This window comes from Rhodococcus jostii NBRC 16295 (assembly GCF_001894825.1).
Classification (GTDB): Bacteria; Actinomycetota; Actinomycetes; order Mycobacteriales; family Mycobacteriaceae; genus Rhodococcus_F; species Rhodococcus_F jostii.
In genome coordinates, this window is sequence record NZ_BCWY01000026.1 from 77,715 (window position 1) to 91,820 (window position 14,106).

The following is a 14,106-nucleotide window of genomic DNA, read 5'->3' on the forward strand; positions in this document are numbered from 1 at the left end:
TGGCGCCGTACGGGCCGAGTGCCTCAGCAACCGTCGACACAGAAGCGGCCGTATTTGCCAAGCGTCTCGCGGGGAGCTGCACAGTCACGAACTAGACCGCCGAAACCCGCGGCCGGCAGCGTTGGCACCCTCGGAGATCGTCCGCTAATGGCGAGGGTGGTCGCCGAGGGCAGAGCACCTGAACGAACTTCGGATGAGGAATACTCTCGGGCAGAGAACAGTCGCAGCGACCGCGTGCCGCTACACGACATCGCAGTTGGCAACTGAGGCGCCTGCGGGAGCGCGGCCCGCCGATCATCATTGTCCTCGACCGGCGGTACCGACGGCCACGTCATTGGGCTAGAGACCAGTCCTTCACATTCTGTATCACTGAAAAAACCACTGGCCGAAGCACCACATCGGACCCAGCCACGTGGAGCGGGCAGCCCCAGCGATCTAGGCCGAGCGGAGAGGACATAAAAATCCGCGTCGCGTCAGGAATCGACAGTCGCTGACCGTTGTGGTCCACGAACTACCCGTACGTCTCGCTTTCCTCGGTCGGCGGAACCTGCGTTCGGGGGTAAGCCGTTGCGAGTTGGTCGGCGATCCTTGAATCGCACCCCGCATCTTGAATGGTCTCCCACACCTTCTCGATGAATCGGCTGCGCGCCATTCCGAATCGCTGAAAAACTTCGTCGTCAGGCGCACCGCCATACGGCGCCCAGATTCGGGCGAAGCCGACGATGTGGTCCGCCTCACTCGGGGCAGTGCGCCTCTCGAGTGCGGCCCTTTCCCGACCCTTTCGCCGCCGCTTTTGTCGATACTTTTTGACCTCACCCTCAATGTTCGTGTCTGACGTGGACGACGCGTCCTGCGGGAACAAATGCTCAACGTTCATGACTATTCCTGGTGGATGGACTGCTGTTCGTTCGAGTAGTCGGGGACCCTGGGTAGTCAGGAGTGCGCTGTGGGTCCTCGGTGGCTGCGCGACTTTGATGCTCCGCATTTGACCTGGGTGTAGCGGCGATGCGCGTCGAGTCTCTGTCCCGGTGTGCATCCGCTGCTCTTCTCCAGCTAAGTACGGTGCCGCGAGTCAGAGGGAGACAACCTCATCCTCGCCATGCGCAGGACGCGATACCGGTTGCGTCGTCGCAGTACCTGTTGCAGACGTCGACGTCGCCTCGCCCCGTACGTGGCGCCACAATGCGTACATGACGGCCGCACCGACAAGCATAGGGACCGCTGCATAGAAGTACAGTGTTCGTGGTGCGGCGACCATAAGGGCATAGCCCACCAGAATTGGCGCGGAAATCGAGAACATACGACCGATGCCAAGCATCCAACCAAGAGCAGTCGAACGTGTCCGTACCGGATACAGCGGAGGAACCACCGCCATGAGGCCCGTGATCGAGATGAAGGTAAACAGTCCAATGACCACGGTCAGCGCGATGGCGATACCAGGCTGGGAAAAGAACGAGGCAAAGGCAACGATAGCCAGCGCAGTTGTCAGCATCGCAATCCAGACCAATTTGAGAGCGGAGATCTTCAACGTCCAGACACCGAAGACCAGTGCTCCGACGACACCACCAAGGCTAAGGATCAGTCCCGCGGTCGTGCCGAGATCGGCATTGCCGCTGGACAACCTGATCAGCTCTGGGGTCCAGAAGCTGGCGAAGTAGAACATCGACATTACGCAGGAATACGCTACCCACGTCAGCAGGGTGCGGTAGTACATTCCCTTTGCGAGCAGGCCACGGATTGAACCCGAGTCAGCCTTATCCGCCATTGCCGGCCGAGCGTCGGGGTCAACCGCTGGGTTGCGGAGTTTTGCTGCGACCCTGACGATCTCGGCGCGGGCTTCTGCAGTGTTGGCCGTCACCAAGAAGTCAATCGACTCGGGGATCACCGTGAGCGCGAGAATGAATGCGAGGCCGGTGATGGCGGCACCGAAAACAAACATCGCCTGCCACGCACCGCCGAACGCGCTGACGAGCATCGTGCCGATGAACCCACCTATGAGAGATCCGAGCGGGAACCCAATCGTGTATACGCCCATCACAGCGTTTCGGCGCTTCTCGGAAGAGTACTCCTGTACCAGCACAGTCAGACTGGCTGTCATGCCGCCGATACCGAGGCCAGTGACAAAGCGCGCCAGGGTGAGGGACTCAACGTTCGGTGACATCGCCGAAGCAGCCATGCCGATGAAGTTGACGACCAGGCACCAGAGAACAAGCTTGCGCCGGCCGAATCGATCACCGAGCGGGGATAGCAACAATGATCCCACCGTCATGCCCACCAGACCGGCGCTGAGTAGGTAGCCCTTCTCCGCGCTGCTGCCGAAGAATCCGTCTGGAAGGTGAGGAAGTACGAATCCCATGACGAACACATCGAATCCGTCGATGGTGAGGACGAGCAAGCAAGCCGTCAACGCAAGATACTGGAAGCGGGTCATCGGCGACTTCTTGATCGCAGTTGATATGTCCATCTTGGTTCCATTCCGTGAGAGTGCGATAGCGATTGGTGGATCTGACAAATGAGGGCGGATTCGTGTTCCGCCCATCAGTCCGACTAGACGGTCGCTGTCCCGTCGGAACGGAATCGTCCTCCTGGTGTCGTGGTGCCACGCCAACCAACTAGCATTGGTCGAGGCGAGCCGTTGAGATCATCTGCAGGGTGCAGACAGATAGCTGCCCTTGCAGCGCTCTCTATGTGTCCGAGAGGGATTGGGCGAATGTCGTCCATCCACCTCAGGTTAGGAAGATCGCCCCAAGAATTCATCAATGAGCTCGGTCCGGATCGCCGGGGCCGTGATCAGTTCCTCCATGACACCCCGGGCCAGAGACGGCAGGGTCCGACACCGCTGCTTCATGAGGTAGACGGGATGACCTGTGTTCTGACGAATGGCAAGTTGTCGTTGTCGGTCGCGCCAAGTCCGGTGATGCCGAGATGTGCGGCCCCCGAGAAGCCGAATCCGTACCCGCGGCCGTTACAGCGGGTACACCAGGTACCGCGCAGGCATGCTGTCGAGTCGAACCGCGCGACTCGTAAACCGGGCCCCATCGGTGGTCAACTCCACGACGTCCTCGTAGTATCCGGTCGCCAGGAGCCCTGACAACGAATCGTTCTCGGTGAAGCTGACCTGGAAGTTCGAGCGGATGGTCCACCTGGCCCCGTCCAGCGATGCCGCTTCAGTGCGTTGGGTGACGTGTCGGGTCCGGTATGGCTCGATCGTCCCCGCCCATACCTCGGTGATGAACTTGATTCGGTCGAGCACCCGTGCCCGGTTGTCGTCGTACATGTATGCCAGCGGAAGGTCACGCTGAATGTTGTCGAGCGTGTGCACGGTGTACGAGCACTCCTGCGCGAACAAGTCGGGCCACTGCTCCCAGTCCTGGTCGTCGAGTACCCGTGAGTAGCGTCCGAGTAGATCATCGATGGCGCGGATCTCATTGGCAGTGTCAGTGATCAAAGCCCATCACCCTTCGGTAGTTGGCCCAGCCGACGGTGTTGCCGATCTCGTCGTTTTGGGTGGCATCCTCGGGACGTCCATCGACTCCCTTGACGAAACGAGCAAGCGTCCCGTCGTCTGCTGTCATTTGTTGGCGGTTGAAGACTGCGGCATCCTCTATCGTGATGAATCCGCTCGGGCCAAGCAGGTTCGACGCCTGCCGCACGCGGTGGTGGCGGTATTCCGCGGAATCACTGGCATGGCCGAAGAATGCGTAACTGACCTCGGTCCGGTCGACACCGCGGGGTCGCGCGAACCGTATGTTGATGGTGTCCACGTGCTTGGTCATCACGGTGACGGGACGGAGGGCCACGACCCTGGCCCGATCGTCGGTTCCACGGAACTGGACGACACTTGGGTCGCCAAGATATCCGTTGTCGACATACGGGGTGCTCTGGTAGCCGACCGAGAAGTGGCCAACCGGCTCAGTGATGCGTACCTCCCCTTTGCCGCCTTGCCAGCCCATGATGCGAAACCCTGTGTGCAGCAGTGGTGCATGGTAGAAGTCGTTATCGAAGTATGTTTTCCAGTTCGTCTTGTACACCACCTTTTGGTAGCCGAGTAGTGTCAAGTCCCCGTCATCGAGCAGGCAGTCCCGGACTGGATCGGCGCATTCACCTAGGAAGGTCTCGAGCAGCCGAGTGTCCGGGTGTCGGGTGATGAAGATCAGCCCAGCGATCTCCGAAACTCGCAGCTCAGGCAAGGCGTAGTCCTTGCGGTCGAAATCGGCACGAAACTCGCGCTCTCCCGGAGCCCCGCAGAAATCACCGCTGCTGTTGAAGAGCCACCGATGGTACGGACACTGGAACTCCTGGGCGACACCGACCTCACGCTGCTCGAGCAGGGTTCCGCGGTGCGTACAGGTATTCACGAACGCTCGGATGCGATCATCTTGGCCACGGCTGACAAGAATAGGGATCTCGCCGAGCCACGTCGTCTTGAAGCTGTTGATTTCCCCGAGTTCAGCGCGGTGAGCCACCGGGTGCCAGTAGGGACCGTAGAAGATGCGTTCCAGCTCTTCCCGGTACACCAGCGGATCGGAGAAGATCTCCTTGGGCAGGTCAAGTGGGTTGGTGAAGCGCGTGGCGATCGCCGCGCGAACCTGCTCGTAGCCGGTCGCGGTTTCGAGTTCGGATATGGTGGTATGCACCATAGGAGTGGCCTCCGGATCAAGTTCTTTGGGGCGCTCGTTGTTGATGCAACAAGAAACGATGCGCCCTCATGGTTCCGGCAATTAGAACGAGCTACCGCCGATGCCGAAATACTATGATCTGATTCACTCGGGGTCAAGCACGAGAATCCCCAAATCTACTGTGCCACATGATGGAAAGGCCTACTTGCCATGTTGTCATCAAATCCCCCACTGCCCCTGTTGGGCCGTACAGCAATTGTCACCGCGGCCGGGGCCGGCATCGGGCGAGCCATCGCGATCGAGTGGTCTTCGCGGGGCGGCTCGGTCGTCGTCGCGGATCTACGTGCCGACGCAGCCATCGCCACTGCCGAGGAGATCAATCACAAAGGTGGAAGTGCTATTTGGGCCGCAGTTGATGTGACCGATCCCGAATCGATGCCAAGTGCGTTCGCTGCAGCACTCGACGGATACGGCCAGATCAACGCGTTGTTCAATGTCGCAGGCGCGAGCCTGCCCAAGCGTGTCGACGAGATGGACGATATTGATTGGTATCGAATGATCGACATCAACCTCACCTCGGTGTACCGCTGCGCGAAACAGGTAATTCCCGAGCTTCGACGCGCCGGCGGCGGAAGCATTGTCAATATATCGTCCACTGCTGGAATTCTCGCCGAGAACCGTTGCTCTGCATATAGTGCCGCCAAGGGTGGAGTGCTTCTGCTGACCAAGAACATGGCGATGGACTACGCCGCAGACGGCATTCGTGTGAATGCGGTGTGCCCAGGGAGCACTATGACTCCACGAATCCAGGACTACCTGGACCGTTTACCCGGCCACGAGTCTCTGCTCGACGACCTGTGCCCGATGAAGCGTTATGCCGAACCGGAGGAGATCGCCCGTCCGGCGGTCTTCCTGGCCTCCGATGAGGCCAGCTATATCACCGGCGCCGTCCTTGCCGTCGACGGCGGGCTCACGGCCGGAAAGCACTTTGCCATCTTCGAGGACGCCTAACCAACCCTGCACCGCGCAACGGGAATCGCCCCGGTGTTCGACTAGAACACCGGGGCGATTCCCCTCAAGTTTCGATGACAACAGCTACTCAGATCGCGCGCCCGCGAGCCCTTCGGTCGTCGACCGTGAAACGCGGCTCAGCGCGCAGACCTCGCGACCGACTGTGCGCAATTGAAAGTCGACTCGCTCGTCTGGCTGCTGCCCGTATTCGATCCGAGTGACCCCCGAGTTAATCGCCGCTCCAAGAGGAGTCGGCCACCCCCGCAGCGCGTGCACGATGCTTCGAAGCGTCTGCAACGTTGTGACAGCCGCCTGCCATCCGTAGGCCGTGGTAACGCACCCGACCGCGCGGCCGGAGAGGTAGGGATTGCCGTCTTGTCGCAGTTCCTCTGCATAGTCTAGGGCGTTCTTGACCAAGCCCGAGACCGAACCGTGGTATCCCGGGGACGCGATGATCACCCCATCGGCGAGCCGAAGCGATTCGATGAGCCGCTGCGCATCCTCACCATTCGGGGTGTCCGGGTCGTACATGGGTAGCCGTGCAAGCGTGCTACCACCGAACAGCTCGGTGCGCGCACCGTGCGCCTCCGCTGCGTCCAGCGCGATACGGAGGGCAGACTCCGTCGAGGAGTCCGCCCGCAATGTCCCGCCGAGACCAACAATGAACGGTTGCTCTGTAAGGTCCACTGTTCCGTCACACCATCTTCATCAGACCGTCATGTCCCCAGGCGAACCCTGAACCCAAGGAATAGTTTTCAGCCGTCCACGACTCAGGATCGACCATTCGCGGTCCCCAGCCGTACTCGAAGTGCCAACCCGACGGATTACGGAAGTAGAATGAGAAGACATGATCGTTCTGGTGACGCCCCGTCGAGGTGCTTGTGATCCCGCGGTCCAGGCACAGGTCGTAGCTATGACCCACGTCGTCGATGCTGACCGTCTCGAACATCACATGCTGAATACGTCTTTGCGCACCCGGAATATTCATGAATGCCAGCGAATGGTGCCGGGTATTGCAGTGCAAGAACACTGCGAACGGTCCGACCTGCGGGATATGCGCGAAATCGCTGACACCGAACCCCAGCACGCGAGAGTAGAAGTCCGCCGCGCCCGTGATGTCTTCGGCATACAGCACGACATGCCCCATGCCCATCTCGCCCATGTTGAACCCAGCCAAGTCACGCGACGGGCGGAACCGCGGCATGAACACCTTCTCGTGTCCGAGTACGAGTTCCATCCGCACGCCCGAGTACGGACACGTGAAGTGGACAAACTCCATGACGCGACGATCGGAGGCCTCCTCGGGTGTACCCGCCGTCACTGCGATCCCGGCGGCCTCGAGCTGAGCCGCGGCGAGCTCGAGCGCCACCTTCGAGGCCACGTCCCAACCGACGTAGGCGACGTCGTCATCGTGGCCGGCCCGCATACCAATCCGGTGATGCCGGTCATCGGCACGGACGTAGAGCAGGCTGTCGTCACTATCACGCGACACCTCCAGTCCGAGGACTTCCGTAGCGTACTTCTTCCACCCCGAGACGTCGCTGGACGTCCCGACAACATAACTGAGCTGGCTGACAGCGGCCATGGATGTGCTTCTTTCCGGAGAGATAGTGGAGCAATGCAGATTGAGGGACGCGAGCAAACGTCGAGGGTCTTAGAACACGACGAGCTTCGGGTCGCGCTCGAGGCCCAGCACCATTCGGCCGTAGTGCTGGAAGTTGGCACGAGTGAACGAGACGTGACTGGCCATCATGTGGATGTCACGCCACTTCTGCTGCATCGGGCTGGTCTCCTTGAACCCTGAGGTTCCGCTCAACCCAAACAGTCGATCCACCGATTCGGTGAGTAGTTCGGCCACTCGGTTGTAATCGCGCAGGATCTCTGCGCGATCTGCCAGCTCGAGACTTCCCGATGTTCGGGCTGCGGCGAGGATTCTCCGCACCGACAGCTGAGCCAGCTCGAGGTCGGCCGCGGTTCTAGCGACCGCCTCCTGGACGATCTCCGACCCTGCGGTTTGCGCTCGCCCGCGCGCCCACTCCACGAAGTAGTCATAGGCGTCCAGTGCGGTGCCCATCATGGGGCCCAGGAACGTCAGCCCGGCATGTAGTGCGAGCGGTTGGCGATAGAGCGGGCCATGGTTGACCTCTCTGCCGGGACCGTCGCCGGCCACCAGCGCCGCCGCCGCAAGCACAAATCCTTCGGGCACGAAGACGTCGTCGATCACGATCGTCTTGCTGCCGGTCCCGCGCATACCGGCAGCGAACCAGTCGTCGTCAACGGTGTAGTCGCCCGGCTTCACCAGGAAGTGGTGATTCGCCGGCCGACCTCCGTCCTTGATAAGCCCGCTCACGATCACCCACGACGCGTGGTCCACGCCACTGGCGAAGCCGTGCCGGCCGGTCAGGCGGTATCCACCGTCGACCTTCTGCACGGTTGCGGCGGGCGCGAGCGATGCAGCAATGCAGGCATCAGGTCCGTCCATCCAGACCGCCTCTTGTGCAGCCTGAGGGAAGAATCCGACCATGTGCGCATCGTGCGGAAGCAATGCCGCGCACCAGGCAGTGGAGGCACATGCTCTACCGAGCTCCAACGACACCTCGTACATCGTGTCAAGCGACAGTTCGTCTCCGCCAAAACGACGCGGGGCAAGGATTCGCCCTCCCAGCCCGGCAGCGACAATCTCGTCGATCGACTCGTGCGGAACCGCACGCAGTGCCTCCGTGTGGGCGGCCCGTTCCCGTATCCGGGGGGTGAGAGCACGTGCCCGCTCGACGAGCGTCGCATGCAGGGTCGCTGTGTCGGCAGCACTATCCATATCGGTGACTACCATGGTTATCCATCTCCATTTCCGGCCAGGGACGGCCGAGTGTCGGTCGGATCTGGGCGCCGGCCTAGAACAGAACGCTCAGGTTCTTCGATTGCACGACGTTCTGATCCAGCAGGATCGTCCGCTTGGCGATTTCGAAACTTTCCCCCACCGCACGAAGCACGTCCCGTCGTTCACCGGCCCAGATGTCCGTCTCCGATTCGAGACGGTTGCGGTAGACCAGGAAGTTCGACCACACGTCGTATTCCGGGGACGCCGAGGTCTCGACCTCACGCGGTGTGACCCGCACATTCGTTACCAGATGCCGGCAACGGGACGGAGGATCCTCGGCCCAGTGCGTCCCCGAGTGCATCTGGTTCACCCGCAGCTGCAGCGACTTGATGTCGTCATAGAAGTGCGCCATCTCGATCCCCTGGGGAACCTCATCCTGGTCTCTTTGACGACGAAGCCTGTTTTTGCGCACTGGCATCCAGTAGAGGACATCCTCGGCGAACAACTCCAGCCACTTACTCCACTGCCAGTGGTCAAGCAGCTGGGCCTCGCTGTAAAGGAACTTCTCTACCCGGTGTTGGAGCAACATCTGCTCCAACACATTCGCGTTCGCCGGCGCGTCAGTCTGTTCGACGGTCATCGCGAAGCTCCCGCGTTGGTTCCCACCGTGACGCCGTGCTTAGCGTCGGCGGTGCGCTCGCACTCCTCCGCTGGGATCACCGGCCACGTGTCACTGGTCATGAACTCGAGCCACCGCCGGTAGAAGCCCCGCTGGCCGGCTTCGCCGAAGAATGAATCGTGGTACTCGCCCGGAAACTCCGGGTGTTTCTCTTCGGTTCCGAGACCCATTTCGTAGTTCCACGCCATCTTCCGCGCCTGGTGTCCCTGCTCGAGGATGCCGCCGATCATGCCCCAGTTCTCGCCGTCGTCGGTCTCCACGACGCCTGCAGCGCCCTCGGTGAACGACGCCGAGATCTGTTGCGCACGCTTGGCTTCCTCGGGTGCGTCCTTCTCCACGATAGTGAATGACCAGATCTCGAACTTGTTGGGTCCCTTGGGATGCCAGACTCGGAAGTTGGCTGATCCCGGCAGTCCAGAGAAGTTCGGAAAGGCGTTGAAGTTGGCCACCATGTCGGCGCGCTCGCCTACACGCTCACGTGCGATCTGACGCTTCTTCTCGTTGTACTGGCCGAGGGGGTCGTCCTCGAATCGGGTATGCCGTTCGAAGAGGAAGCTCTCGCCGTGTCCCTCGCGGAGCGAAACATGCGCGCCGTCTTTTGCATCGAATCCAGGGCCGAACGACAACAATGACGAAAGGTGGCTGGTGGTGGCATGGTAGGTGTCGCCGGCGAACTGCTCGGCGGCCAGTTTCCAGTTGGCGTTGATGGTCCACTTGATGGCACCAGGCAAGACCTCGATGCCACCTTCGGCGTGATCAACCCAGCCGTCGATATAGTATTTCAGGTCCCCCAGGTACTCGTGCAACGGCGGCGCCGTGGAGTCGAAGTTGCCGAAGATCAGTCCCTGGTAGCTATCGATCTGCGCGACCTGGACCAGGCCATTGTCCTCGAGCGACAGCTTGTTGTCGTACGCGTCGTCGAGATTGGGGACCCCGACCAGCTTGCCCGCGGTGTCGTACGTCCAACCGTGATAGCTGCACATGAACGAGCGGGTGTTGCCCTCCTCGGCACGGCAGACTCGCATACCTCGGTGCCGACAGACATTGAGGAACGCCTTGACGCTGCCGTCGGGCTGACGCACCACAAGGACGGGGTCTCCCCCCATGTACGTGGCGAAGAAGTCGTGCGGATTCGGGATCATGCTGTCGTGCGCCAGGAACAACCAGGAACGACCGAAGATGCGTTCTTGTTCCAACTTATAGATTTCGTCGCTCACGAAAATCTCGGACCCGATAATGCCCTGGTCCCATTTCACCAACGAATGCAGATAATCGGCGTCAACGGCCACGATTATCCCCCTTCACTTTTCACATGGTCTCGGCGCGGAAAGACTTTTCGTCTTCCGGCGTTATCATTTGGTCTCTGCCTTACAGCTAACCAACACCCGGTCACGGAGTCGATGCATCCGTTCTGAGCCTCGGAACGGGGCTTCAGCCCGCGACCACAACGTATACGGCTCCGTCGTCCACCTGAACCGGGTACTTCGCCAGCGGCTCCGACGCGGGAGGTGCGGTCACTGCGCCGGTCTTGATGCAGAATTTTGCGAAGTGCCATCCGCATTCAATCTGGCCGTCCTCGATGAATCCTTCGTCCGCCAGTGACGATTTATCGTGCGAGCACCAGTCTGCGGTCGCATAGAAATCGCCATCTATGTTGTAGACCGCGATGGGTGGCTGAGTATTGACCCGGGTCACGTTTCCTGGTGTGAGTTCGTCGACCGAGCACACCCGGATCAGATTCTCCGACTTCTCCGTAGTTGTCATTGCTTCCTCCTTCTCCTACTGCGGCAGACCGCGGACCACCGACTGCGAGTCGCCGATCTTGCGTAAATCCACTGCTGGGTCGGCCAGTAGCGCTTGTTCCGGGCGAACCTGCTTGTCGATCAAACTCATCGCCATCCGAACATCACGTCTTCGGTTGACCCCAACGACACCGACGAGCACGCCATGACGCAGATGGAACACGCTGAACTCCATCGATTCCGGGTCGCCCCGCCACACCAGGTCATCGGTGGCACGCGGGCGCCCGGCGACCTGAATATTCGTCTCGCCCTGGTCAGACCAGAACCACGGCACGTCTCGGTAGGGTTCTCGGTGGCCCACCATTGAGCGTGCGGCCGCAATGCCCTGATTCTGCGCGTTCTGCCAATGTTCGAGCCTGATTCGTTCTCCGGCGACCTCGTTGGGATGATTGGCGATATCGCCCGCGGCATAGATATTCGGGACCGAAGTTTCACAAAACTCGTCGACGACGATTCCGTTGTCGAGGTCGATACCGGAGTCACGGGCGAGCTCGATCGCCGGTAGGACGCCGATTCCCACCACCACTACGTCGGCCTCGACGACGAACCCGTCCATTGTGTGCACCCGCCGAACGTGGTGATCGCCCTCTATCCTGGCCACTTCGGCGTTGGTTCGGATGCGTATTCCATTCTCGGAATGTAGCCGCGACAGGCGATCTCCAATCCGTGTGCCCAGGACGCGGCGTAGCAGTCCAGGCTCACGCTCGAGCACCGTGACGTCGTTGCCCAACGCCAACGCCGAGGCGGCGAGCTCGATTCCGATCAACCCGCCGCCGACGATGACGACGGATCCGCCCGCGAGTAGCTTGTCGCGGATGGCCGCCGAATCGTCGACGGTGCGCAAAAAGTGCACGCCGTCGAGATCGAGTCCAGGGACGTCCGGGCGCCGTGGGGTAGTACCGGTGCACAACAGGACTTTGTCCGCTGCGATCGACCGCCCGCGGTCGAGTTCGACCCGGCCGCCATGGGTATCGATGCGTGTCGCCCAGGCCCCCAGTAGAAGTTCGATGTCGTTGTCGGAATAAAACTCCGCGGGATGTATCAATGTCTCGCCAGGCTGTTTGTGCCCGAGAATCACCTCCTTCGACAACGGCGGACGGTCGTACGGCAAGTGGTTCTCGGCTCCGACCAGGACGACGCGGCCGTCGAACCCCTCGGTGCGAAGCGTCTCGACCGCACGCGCGCCGGCAAGGCTCGCGCCGACCACGACGTAGGTTTCAGTCATCTCTGTGTCTCTGTCATCTCGATGTCTCTGTCTCTACCGGAGGTCTGTCTCATTCGAGGGCACCGCACGATCGTGCGCACCCGGCTGCTCAGTCGCGATGGTGACCCCACAGACTGGTTGCGTCGTAATTCGATACCCGCCAGGTGGCGTCGTCGACGAGTCGCCCGTCGTATCCGTACTCGACCTCGGAACCCGACGGGTTCTTCATGAAGAACGAGATCGCCAGATCGTTCGTGTGCCGGCCCAGTGTCTCGGTGAGCTCGACGCCTCGCGCATTCACCTCGTCGAGAGTGCGGCCCACGTCGTCGATTTCGTTCACCTCCAGCATGAAATGGCCCAGTGCCGGCGCCAACTTGTCGTTCTGCACGAACGCCAGGCTGTGGTGACGCGGGTTGACGTGCAAGAAGTGCACCTTGCGCTCGTGAAACTCGATGGTGTCGCTGAGTCGGAACCCAACGACATCGAGGTAGAACGCCTTGGCCGCCGACAGATCGGTGACAAAGAAGAAGACGTGCCCTAGACCGAGATCACCGGTGACGAAGCGGACCCCGCGCGGCGATACAAACGGCCGCTTCGGCACGAGAGCGCCGTAGAAGAACTCGAGCCGGTGTCCGTCGGCGTCGGTGCACCACAGCAAGCCCTCGACCCCACGCACGGCAGCACATTCGGGGTCCTCCTCGACTTCGACACCAGCCGCGGCGAGTCGCCGCCCGAGCGCATCGAGAGCTCCCTGATTGGCGACCTCCCACCCGATGTACGCGGCACCGCCAGCATCGCCACGATGGATCGCGAACCGCCAACCACGTTCGTCGGCTCGAAGCAGCACGGTCTGGTATCCGGAGTCCCCAGCTTCTGAAACATCCTGCAGACCTAGGACTTCGGTCCCATACGTGCGCCAGGCCTCAAGGTCCGTCGCATACAGGCCCACGTACCCGAGCCCGACAACTTCAGTCATGATCGCGTGTTGCCTTCCTGAATGATCGGTTGAATCCGATGGTGGTTTCCGCTTGGGTATGCAGCTTGGGTGAGGGATCCTGTTCGCGGCAACGACCCCGATCCACCTGCTGGAACGCAGGTAGGACGCCCTTGCGGGTCGTCACGCCGCGAGGAACGTACGAACCGCGGCGACAAAGTCGCGTGGACGCTCGAAGGGTGGCCAATGCCCACAGTTATTCAGCACCATGAGGTCAGCAGTCGGTAGGTAGCCCAACAGCATCAATGCCCCCTCCAGGGGAACCATGCGGTCGAACCGGCCGTGCACGACCAATGTCGGCACAGTGATCGTCGACAACGCCTGCAGGTTGCTCCGCGGGACGATCGTCGAATGCGACCACGCCTCGGAGTGCTCGGGCTCACGCAACCGCCACGAGTACATCTGCTCGACAAGATCATCGTCGATCAGCGCGGCGTCGTACACGATGCCGCGGAGCAGCCGCGCGATTCGTTCGCGATCGGGCTGACCCGATTGACATTCGTCGAACAGCCGGCCTACCTCAGTTGGCGCGGGGGTGAGCAGATACGGGTCACCGCCGGTCGACGCGCTGCATCCGCCTACGATGAGCCTACTGACTCGTTCGGGCGCGGTCATCGCCATGTCGAGCGCCACCGTGCCACCGGTCGACACCCCGAGCACCGTCACGGTGTCGAGATCGAGTTCATCCAGCACCGCCAGGGTGTTCCGCACATACAGGTCATGCACGGGCTCATGAAACTCGCGGGGACTGCTGCGCCCGAAATTGGGGTAGTCCACCAGGATACAGCGATGGTCCGCAGCGAGGTCCGCGAGAATCCGGTGGTACGTCAGCCACGCCGTTGTTCCGGGCAACGGCCCAAATGCCTGTTGAATGATCAGTGGCTCGCCCGAGCCGACATCGTGGTAATGAACCGTACTCCCGTCGACCTCCAAGGTCCGACTACTAGATTGCTCCGACAGCTCAATCAATCGAACGCTC

At 61.1% G+C, this 14,106-nt stretch carries 13 protein-coding genes; 1 reads left to right on the plus strand and 12 read right to left on the minus strand.

Features of this window, described 5'->3' with window-relative positions; translation table 11 throughout:
• Nucleotides 1-1,072: 1,072 nt before the first annotated feature.
• The 3 genes from RJ1_RS18450 to RJ1_RS18460 all read right to left on the minus strand — a co-directional run bounded on the left by RJ1_RS18450 (nt 1,073) and on the right by RJ1_RS18460 (nt 4,640).
• Complete coding sequence (locus tag RJ1_RS18450; RefSeq protein WP_073362314.1) at nt 1,073-2,464, minus strand: MFS transporter; 1,392 nt, start codon at nt 2,462-2,464, stop codon at nt 1,073-1,075.
• 501 nt (nt 2,465-2,965) lie between these two features.
• Nucleotides 2,966-3,448, minus strand: a complete 483-nt coding sequence (locus RJ1_RS18455; protein WP_073362316.1) for an aromatic-ring-hydroxylating dioxygenase subunit beta — start codon at nt 3,446-3,448, stop codon at nt 2,966-2,968.
• Nucleotides 3,438-4,640 (minus strand): aromatic ring-hydroxylating oxygenase subunit alpha, encoded by a 1,203-nt coding sequence (locus RJ1_RS18460; RefSeq protein ID WP_073362318.1) that lies wholly within the window; start codon nt 4,638-4,640, stop codon nt 3,438-3,440. The genes RJ1_RS18455 and RJ1_RS18460 overlap by 11 nt, the downstream gene beginning before the upstream one ends.
• A gap of 219 nt (nt 4,641-4,859) precedes the next feature.
• Between RJ1_RS18460 and RJ1_RS18465 the strand changes: the two genes are divergently transcribed.
• Nucleotides 4,860-5,630 carry an SDR family NAD(P)-dependent oxidoreductase gene (locus RJ1_RS18465; RefSeq protein ID WP_240319546.1) on the plus strand — a complete coding sequence of 257 codons (771 nt, stop codon included), beginning with the start codon at nt 4,860-4,862 and terminating at the stop codon, nt 5,628-5,630.
• An 84-nt stretch (nt 5,631-5,714) separates the two neighbouring features.
• On the opposite strand, the gene RJ1_RS18470 is transcribed toward RJ1_RS18465, so the two are convergent.
• The 9 genes from RJ1_RS18470 to RJ1_RS18510 all read right to left on the minus strand — a co-directional run bounded on the left by RJ1_RS18470 (nt 5,715) and on the right by RJ1_RS18510 (nt 14,096).
• Nucleotides 5,715-6,317 carry an NADPH-dependent FMN reductase gene (locus tag RJ1_RS18470; protein ID WP_073362323.1) on the minus strand — a complete coding sequence of 201 codons (603 nt, stop codon included), beginning with the start codon at nt 6,315-6,317 and terminating at the stop codon, nt 5,715-5,717.
• 7 nt (nt 6,318-6,324) lie between these two features.
• Complete coding sequence (locus RJ1_RS18475) at nt 6,325-7,215, minus strand: VOC family protein (protein WP_009478599.1); 891 nt, start codon at nt 7,213-7,215, stop codon at nt 6,325-6,327.
• Nucleotides 7,216-7,284: 69 nt separating this feature from the next.
• Entirely contained in the window at nt 7,285-8,112 is an 828-nt protein-coding gene (locus tag RJ1_RS18480) for an acyl-CoA dehydrogenase family protein (protein ID WP_237735271.1), read from the minus strand.
• Between the two features lie 409 nt (nt 8,113-8,521).
• Entirely contained in the window at nt 8,522-9,088 is a 567-nt protein-coding gene (locus RJ1_RS18485) for an aromatic-ring-hydroxylating dioxygenase subunit beta (protein WP_073362328.1), read from the minus strand.
• Nucleotides 9,085-10,416 (minus strand): aromatic ring-hydroxylating dioxygenase subunit alpha, encoded by a 1,332-nt coding sequence (locus RJ1_RS18490; protein WP_083400235.1) that lies wholly within the window; start codon nt 10,414-10,416, stop codon nt 9,085-9,087. The genes RJ1_RS18485 and RJ1_RS18490 overlap by 4 nt, the downstream gene beginning before the upstream one ends.
• Before the next feature lie 142 nt (nt 10,417-10,558).
• Entirely contained in the window at nt 10,559-10,891 is a 333-nt protein-coding gene (locus tag RJ1_RS18495; protein WP_073362332.1) for a non-heme iron oxygenase ferredoxin subunit, read from the minus strand.
• A 15-nt stretch (nt 10,892-10,906) separates the two neighbouring features.
• Complete coding sequence (locus RJ1_RS18500; protein ID WP_073362334.1) at nt 10,907-12,154, minus strand: NAD(P)/FAD-dependent oxidoreductase; 1,248 nt, start codon at nt 12,152-12,154, stop codon at nt 10,907-10,909.
• An 88-nt stretch (nt 12,155-12,242) separates the two neighbouring features.
• Entirely contained in the window at nt 12,243-13,109 is an 867-nt protein-coding gene (locus RJ1_RS18505; protein ID WP_073362336.1) for a VOC family protein, read from the minus strand.
• Between the two features lie 141 nt (nt 13,110-13,250).
• Nucleotides 13,251-14,096 carry an alpha/beta fold hydrolase gene (locus tag RJ1_RS18510; RefSeq protein WP_255284889.1) on the minus strand — a complete coding sequence of 282 codons (846 nt, stop codon included), beginning with the start codon at nt 14,094-14,096 and terminating at the stop codon, nt 13,251-13,253.
• Nucleotides 14,097-14,106 lie beyond the last annotated feature (10 nt).

Bases quoted from the DNA above. Each gene is read 5' to 3' on its own strand.
- RJ1_RS18450 (WP_073362314.1), bottom strand. From the start codon at position 2,464: ATGGACATATCAACTGCGATCAAGAAGTCGCCGATGACCCGCTTCCAG.
- RJ1_RS18460 (WP_073362318.1), bottom strand. From the start codon at position 4,640: ATGGTGCATACCACCATATCCGAACTCGAAACCGCGACCGGCTACGAG.
- RJ1_RS18475 (WP_009478599.1), bottom strand. From the start codon at position 7,215: ATGGCCGCTGTCAGCCAGCTCAGTTATGTTGTCGGGACGTCCAGCGAC.
- RJ1_RS18480 (WP_237735271.1), bottom strand. From the start codon at position 8,112: ATGGACGGACCTGATGCCTGCATTGCTGCATCGCTCGCGCCCGCCGCA.
- RJ1_RS18485 (WP_073362328.1), bottom strand. From the start codon at position 9,088: ATGACCGTCGAACAGACTGACGCGCCGGCGAACGCGAATGTGTTGGAG.
- RJ1_RS18495 (WP_073362332.1), bottom strand. From the start codon at position 10,891: ATGACAACTACGGAGAAGTCGGAGAATCTGATCCGGGTGTGCTCGGTC.
- RJ1_RS18500 (WP_073362334.1), bottom strand. From the start codon at position 12,154: ATGACTGAAACCTACGTCGTGGTCGGCGCGAGCCTTGCCGGCGCGCGT.
- RJ1_RS18505 (WP_073362336.1), bottom strand. From the start codon at position 13,109: ATGACTGAAGTTGTCGGGCTCGGGTACGTGGGCCTGTATGCGACGGAC.